The sequence below is a fragment of the Bacillus sp. Xin1 genome (genome assembly GCF_013314535.1).
Classification (GTDB): Bacteria; Bacillota; Bacilli; order Bacillales; family Bacillaceae_G; genus Bacillus_A.
Map to the genome: position 1 here is coordinate 1 of NZ_JABUAE010000088.1, position 5,800 is coordinate 5,800.

Annotated in this window: 5 protein-coding genes and 1 pseudogene; 4 read left to right on the forward strand and 2 right to left on the reverse strand. The window is 33.4% G+C overall.

What is annotated here, in order from left to right:
- Nucleotides 1-257 precede the first annotated feature (257 nt).
- Entirely contained in the window at nt 258-1,589 is a 1,332-nt protein-coding gene (locus tag HRG09_RS27305; RefSeq protein ID WP_174103949.1) for an erythromycin esterase family protein, read from the reverse strand.
- Nucleotides 1,590-1,976: 387 nt separating this feature from the next.
- Nucleotides 1,977-2,191 (reverse strand): annotated as a pseudogene (locus tag HRG09_RS27310) (hypothetical protein).
- 176 nt (nt 2,192-2,367) lie between these two features.
- Here HRG09_RS27310 and HRG09_RS27315 point away from each other — a divergent pair.
- The 4 genes from HRG09_RS27315 to HRG09_RS27330 all read left to right on the forward strand — a co-directional run bounded on the left by HRG09_RS27315 (nt 2,368) and on the right by HRG09_RS27330 (nt 5,194).
- The gene (locus HRG09_RS27315) at nt 2,368-2,844 is read left to right on the forward strand and encodes a DUF2975 domain-containing protein (RefSeq protein WP_174103950.1); all 477 of its coding nucleotides are present in this window, start codon (nt 2,368-2,370) and stop codon (nt 2,842-2,844) included.
- Nucleotides 2,845-2,854: 10 nt separating this feature from the next.
- Entirely contained in the window at nt 2,855-3,079 is a 225-nt protein-coding gene (locus HRG09_RS27320) for a helix-turn-helix domain-containing protein (RefSeq protein ID WP_174103951.1), read from the forward strand.
- Between the two features lie 15 nt (nt 3,080-3,094).
- Entirely contained in the window at nt 3,095-3,886 is a 792-nt protein-coding gene (locus HRG09_RS27325) for a DUF817 domain-containing protein (protein ID WP_174103952.1), read from the forward strand.
- 498 nt (nt 3,887-4,384) lie between these two features.
- Nucleotides 4,385-5,194, forward strand: coding sequence for a Cof-type HAD-IIB family hydrolase (locus HRG09_RS27330; protein ID WP_174103953.1), 810 nt, complete (start codon nt 4,385-4,387; stop codon nt 5,192-5,194).
- The last annotated feature ends 606 nt before the right edge of the window (nt 5,195-5,800 follow it).

Consider the following 5,800-nt stretch of genomic DNA (forward strand, 5'->3'; position numbering starts at 1 on the left):
AGTTTATTTGGTATGCGTATTTTTAAAATATCTGTAAAAGGGAATGAAAAACCACTTAGAAAACCTTAACTTTTATATAAAAATGAATCTTAAGTTGATGGATGTGTGGTTCTACCCCATATCCCCTTTAATTTGAAAACACTTACTCCATCTAATGACCCTTTAATGGAATAACATAACTGACATTTTTAAACAACTCTATTGACACTTAACACTACCATCAATACTACACTTCGTTGAGCCACATTATTACAAATTTATTGATGTAGTTGAGATGGACTCACTTTTTGAATTTGAACAAGTATATCAAACGATTTACCTAATGATATATCAACAGTTTTTGGTATATCAGGGCCTTCGGTAGTTATTCCAGCGAAAATTGGATGTTGTTCGTTTAACCAAGTTTTTGTCACTCCGTTCGCCTTACGTAAATCAATAAAAAATTGATCTTTTTTGACTTGTCCAAAGATGTAGTTATAACTGTTTGGATCATCTGATTTTAATGTTCCATATAGGCCAAATTCACGGTCACTATTATATACATTATATCGTCCTTCGTAAACTGATGTTCCAATAGATACATACCGTTTCCCATAATATTCTGCCAAATGCTGCCCAGCTACTTTAGGGTATATAAAAGGAATCATATTTGTTTTCGAAACGTGTCCATTATGTCCCCATACAATAGTTTTTCCTAAATGTTCCTCAGTCCATTTCGCATTTTCATACATTGCAATATCATGTTTCAAAAAAAGGTCCGATGGTTTATCAGGAGGTGATGCTAACATTGTAGTAAACTGTTCAATAATACGGGCATTTTGTTTTATCCATGCGAATTCTTTGGATTTTCCATTTAGATAACTTTTATTTTGTTCTAATAAAGCACTGATTTGTTTAGCATCTGAATTATACTTTTCTTTTTCTTCTTTCGTAAGGCTTTCAAAGGTATTCATATCCTTTGTTACAGGAATAAGACCTTTTATCTTCTCTTCTACTCTAGGCACAAGATCTGAATTATTTATTTTTATATATTCTATTATATTTTTATAAACATTTTCGTTTACTGATTGAATATCCATCCCAATTACTCGCACTTTAGATTTATGTTTTGGATTAGCATTATATTGCCGAATCCAGTTAAGTAGATTTAATATTTCTTTCGTGTTAAATGTATGTGATAGATGTTGGCTTGGGTTTCCCTTACCGGTAAGAACATATCGATCAAGTTCCAAAGCTCTGTCCCATCCCTCTTCTAAAACTAAGTTGATAAAGTCCTTTTCAGATACTAAATAATTTACAATGCGGTGTTTCATTGTAAAAACTTCATGAGCCCCGTGCGTAGCTTCACCTAAACCTACAATTGAAGCTGATCCTACCATATTCTTAAGTGGTTTTAAATCATCAAGAGATGCAGTTGGATTAGTTGTTTTTAAAGGCTTTGCATGCGCTTCTAACCATTCCGCTATTTGACTTGTATTGTAGGGAGCTGTAACAGAAACTTCTGTTTTCGAATCTGCATAAGTATTTCCTACAAAATTAGTCAGTATTATAGCAGAAGCACCAAGTGCAATAATCATTTTCTTTTTCATAAAAACCTCCTGAAATACTTACTTATTAGTTTTTTGATATGCTCTAAGGACTTCCGTTTAAACCATTAATTCTCTTATTACTGTTAAGATAAATTTATTCTAGTTCCTAAAACTCACTTATTTCTTAATAGGTTCTTAAGAAATCCTTAATTCACTCATACCAATATAAAACCAAATAACCTTCCATCAAAAAATAAAGGAAGCAGGTTATTGGGTTATTCATTTCGTAAGCTTAATGCTCAGGTTAGTCATTTTTCACACGGTTAAACTTTATTAAAAAAAAACGTTATCCTTTCTAAATAGGCTAGATTAGAAAGGATGACGTTTTTTTGGTACTTAAGGGTATTAAAATCTCTTAAGTTGATAGCGATGGGGCGGTACCCCATTTTAAAACAATAAAGAATGTGCACGATTTACTTTTTTCTCCAAATAATCTAATGAATAAGTCCCTGAAGTATCCGCTAAATCACCAATTGCTCCTGAAAGTTGGTCAATTACCTTTTATAAAGTTTCAACATCCCTTTCTTTTCCCCATGCACTTCATCCATAATATCATGAGCAAGGTGTTGTACTTTACGTAACCGCATTTCTTTCCTCTTCACAATAGCGTCACAGCTTAATCCATTCATATAATGAGAAATACTTTTTATCTTTATCTTTGTCTACAGCTAACATTTAATTAACAACAAAAATATCATTATAATAAATAAAAATTTATTGTAAAACAATAAACAGTATGTTAAATTCAACTTTAGAATAAATAAGTGAGGTGCTTTTTATGAAACAAGTATCAACGCTCTTTTTAAAGATCGCTGTTATGCTTATTGGAATTCCGATTCTTGCTTTATGTATATTTGGCTTACCTTGGTTAGCTAATAATCCAGTAAATCCAAATTATGCCCATATACTACATCCCATTTTAATCATTATGTATATATCAGTAATACCCTTTTTCGTTGCATTATATCAAGCGTTCCGACTTCTAAGCTACATTGACAAGAACAAAGCTTTCTCGGAATTATCTGTAAGAGCTTTAAAAAATATAAAATACTGTGCAATCACAATTAGTATCTTATATGTGGTAAGCATGCCATTCTTTTATTTCATGGCAGAGATAGACGACGCTCCAGGTATCATAGTAATCGGCTTAGTCGTTATTTTTGCTTCAATGGTAATTGCAGTGTTCGCTGCTGTTCTTCAAAAGCTGTTAAAAGAAGCGATTGATATAAAATCAGAAAATGACTTAACGGTCTGAGGTGATGAACATGGCAATAATAATCAATATTGATGTAATGTTAGCTAAAAGAAAAATAAGCGTAACAGAACTTTCAGAGAGGGTTGGAATAACGATGGCTAATCTTTCTATATTGAAAAATGGAAAGGCGAAAGCAATTCGTTTTTCCACTTTAGAGGCAATTTGCAAAGCATTGGAATGCCAACCTGGAGACATTTTAGAATACAGAAATGACGAAGACAATCAAGATTCATAAAGTGAGGCGTAAATCATGAGAGCACTAAAACAACTCGTTCGTTTTGGCTTTGAACAGGCCCTATCGTGTTTGTTTCCTGTCGTTATTTTTGCCTCTTTGGCTTTAACACAAATCATGTCACTTCCCTTCCTCACGCGGTATGACTGGCTGCTCATCATCTGTCTTCTGATGCAGTGGTGGATGGTGCATTCTGGGCTTGAAACACGTGATGAGCTAAAAGTTATCACGTTGTTCCATATTATTGGACTTGCTCTTGAACTTTTTAAAGTACATATGGGCTCTTGGTCTTATCCGGAGGAAGGATATTTCAAAATTTTTGGAGTGCCTTTATATAGCGGATTCATGTATGCGAGTGTAGCGAGTTATCTTTGCCAGGCGTGGAGGAGGTTGAAAGTTGAACTCGTTAAGTGGCCACCTTTTTTAGTAGTTGTCCCTCTTGCAACTGCAATTTATTTAAATTTTTTCATCCACCATTACTGGATTGACGTTCGTTGGTGGTTATCTGCACTTGTCATTATCGTCTTTTGGCGTTCATGGGTCTCATACGAAGTTGACGGAACTCGTTACCGTATGCCGCTCGCACTTTCTTTCGTGCTCATCGGATTTTTTATATGGATAGCGGAAAATATTGCAACGTTCTTTGGCGCTTGGAAGTATCCTAATCAAACCGATACATGGCATCTCGTTCATCTCGGAAAGGTGAGTTCCTGGCTTTTATTAGTGATTGTTAGCTTTCTTATAGTAGCGACGTTAAAGCAGGTTAAGGACAAAAGTTCCACTTTAGTAAATACGAAGCAATCTCTATAACTGTTAAGGTTCGCATCCTTCATTTTTAACTTAAAGAAGGATAGATAAAGGAGAAATATTTATGCTTTATCTATCCTTCTTTGTACTACATATGACCTCTTTTTCTACTACATCCTTTAATTTTTCCCACAACAAAAATCAGCTTACATAGCCTTTTAGATTCATGAATTGTATGGATGTAATTATTACATCGAACAAGAAATCTCACATATAATTATTCATTTTAAAAATGTTTTAGACTGATGAATAAGTTTCATTTCGCGAAAAAGCTTTTTATTAAAATAAAGTATTAGACTATATGGTTAATATAGGACTCTTATAAGAGACATAAGAACAATTCTAAAAAACTCACTTATTACAACAAAAACTTATCTCTTTGTTTACTGCGTATAATAGGACGTTATGGCAACCTCACCTGTATATGGTATAAAGGATTTCATAGTTCAATATAGAACATTAAAGAGAGTATCGGTATATTTAAAAAAGGGGAAAATGTACATGAAACTCATACATGATGTTAAAGTGATTGTCTTAGATCTCGATGGAACTTTATTAAATTCACAAAAAGAAGTGTCTGAAAGAAGTAAAAGAGCCATTTTGGCAGCTCATGAAAAAGGTCTTGCTGTTATTTTTGCAACAGCAAGACCTCCGAGGTCTGTTAACACCTTTTTATCCAGAGAGCTTCAGGAAATAGCATCTGTTGTTTATTATAACGGTGCTTTGTCCGTAGATAATCTGTTAGGAAGAAAGCATTACCCAATTGAACAGACGTTTACGGAAGAAATTCTAGATTATATGCATACAAATCAACCAGAGGCTTATATTTCTATAGAGTCTGAGGATTTTTGGTATAGCAGCCAAACTTTAGACTATAGACAGACTATGAAAGTTACAACAAATCCTACAGTAGTAACCATTGATGAACTAAGGAAGATACAAGCTTCCAAAATACTAATTTCTCAATGTTATGACTATAAAGCTTTACAGGAACTCTTTGAAGATAAAGTTAATATCATACGTACTGACTCGGGAAGCTTGATTCAAATTATGAAGAAAGATGCATCGAAAGAGCGTGCTATTATTGACATCTGCACAGCCAAGAGAATACCTATGGATCATGTTATGCCTTTTGGGGACGACTGGAATGATTTTAACTTGTTTATAGAGTCTGGATTACCAGTAGCTATGGGTAATGCTATTCCTGAGTTAAAAGAAATTGCATTTTTTGTCACTGGAAGTAATGATGAAGAAGGTGTGGCACAGGTATTAGAACAAATAATCTTCGCTTCCAATCCAAGTAAAAACTAATGTGAATAGAAAGTCCCTTCAGCTCTTCTTCTAAAGGGACTTTTAAAGATTTTGTGATACTTTATTTTATGTTAATAAAAGGTGTTTTCATGTACAGAAAACACCTTTTCAGTCCACAATTACATATAATTATTCTAATTCCCACAACTATTTTTTAATAGTCTAATACTTTTTTCTATAATCTAAAACAATTTTTAAATTAAACGGTTCTTTATTGTTATGATAGTAAATGTGGTACCGCCACATACCCATCAAGCTAAGGTTTTGAAATATCCCCAAAACGAAAATTTTATATCTCTACAGTTATTTATAAGAATTTAGTTCATTTTTTCGTTTTGGGGAAGAATGTATTTCTTAACTTGATGGGTATGGGTATTTGCTTTTCTTAGCTTGATTGTGATGGGGTACCACCAGCATTTTGGAAAAAAACCACGCTAAGAGTATGCAAAATTTTATACAGTTTTTTGGCTAATCCAGTAACAAACGAGAACCCTAAAACCGAGCCAGGATAGGAATGTATAAAAAAATGAATAGAGTCATAGAAAAAGAAAAGGACGGATTCCTTGTGAGAGTAGGGATTCGCCTTTTCCTAGCTACCTATAATGA

What these genes read in the sequence shown, in the direction of transcription:
- HRG09_RS27305 (WP_174103949.1), bottom strand. Translation starts at nt 1,589, where the DNA reads ATGAAAAAGAAAATGATTATTGCACTTGGTGCTTCTGCTATAATACTG.
- HRG09_RS27315 (WP_174103950.1), top strand. Translation starts at nt 2,368, where the DNA reads ATGAAACAAGTATCAACGCTCTTTTTAAAGATCGCTGTTATGCTTATT.
- HRG09_RS27325 (WP_174103952.1), top strand. Translation starts at nt 3,095, where the DNA reads ATGAGAGCACTAAAACAACTCGTTCGTTTTGGCTTTGAACAGGCCCTA.
- HRG09_RS27320 (WP_174103951.1), top strand. Translation starts at nt 2,855, where the DNA reads ATGGCAATAATAATCAATATTGATGTAATGTTAGCTAAAAGAAAAATA.
- HRG09_RS27330 (WP_174103953.1), top strand. Translation starts at nt 4,385, where the DNA reads ATGAAACTCATACATGATGTTAAAGTGATTGTCTTAGATCTCGATGGA.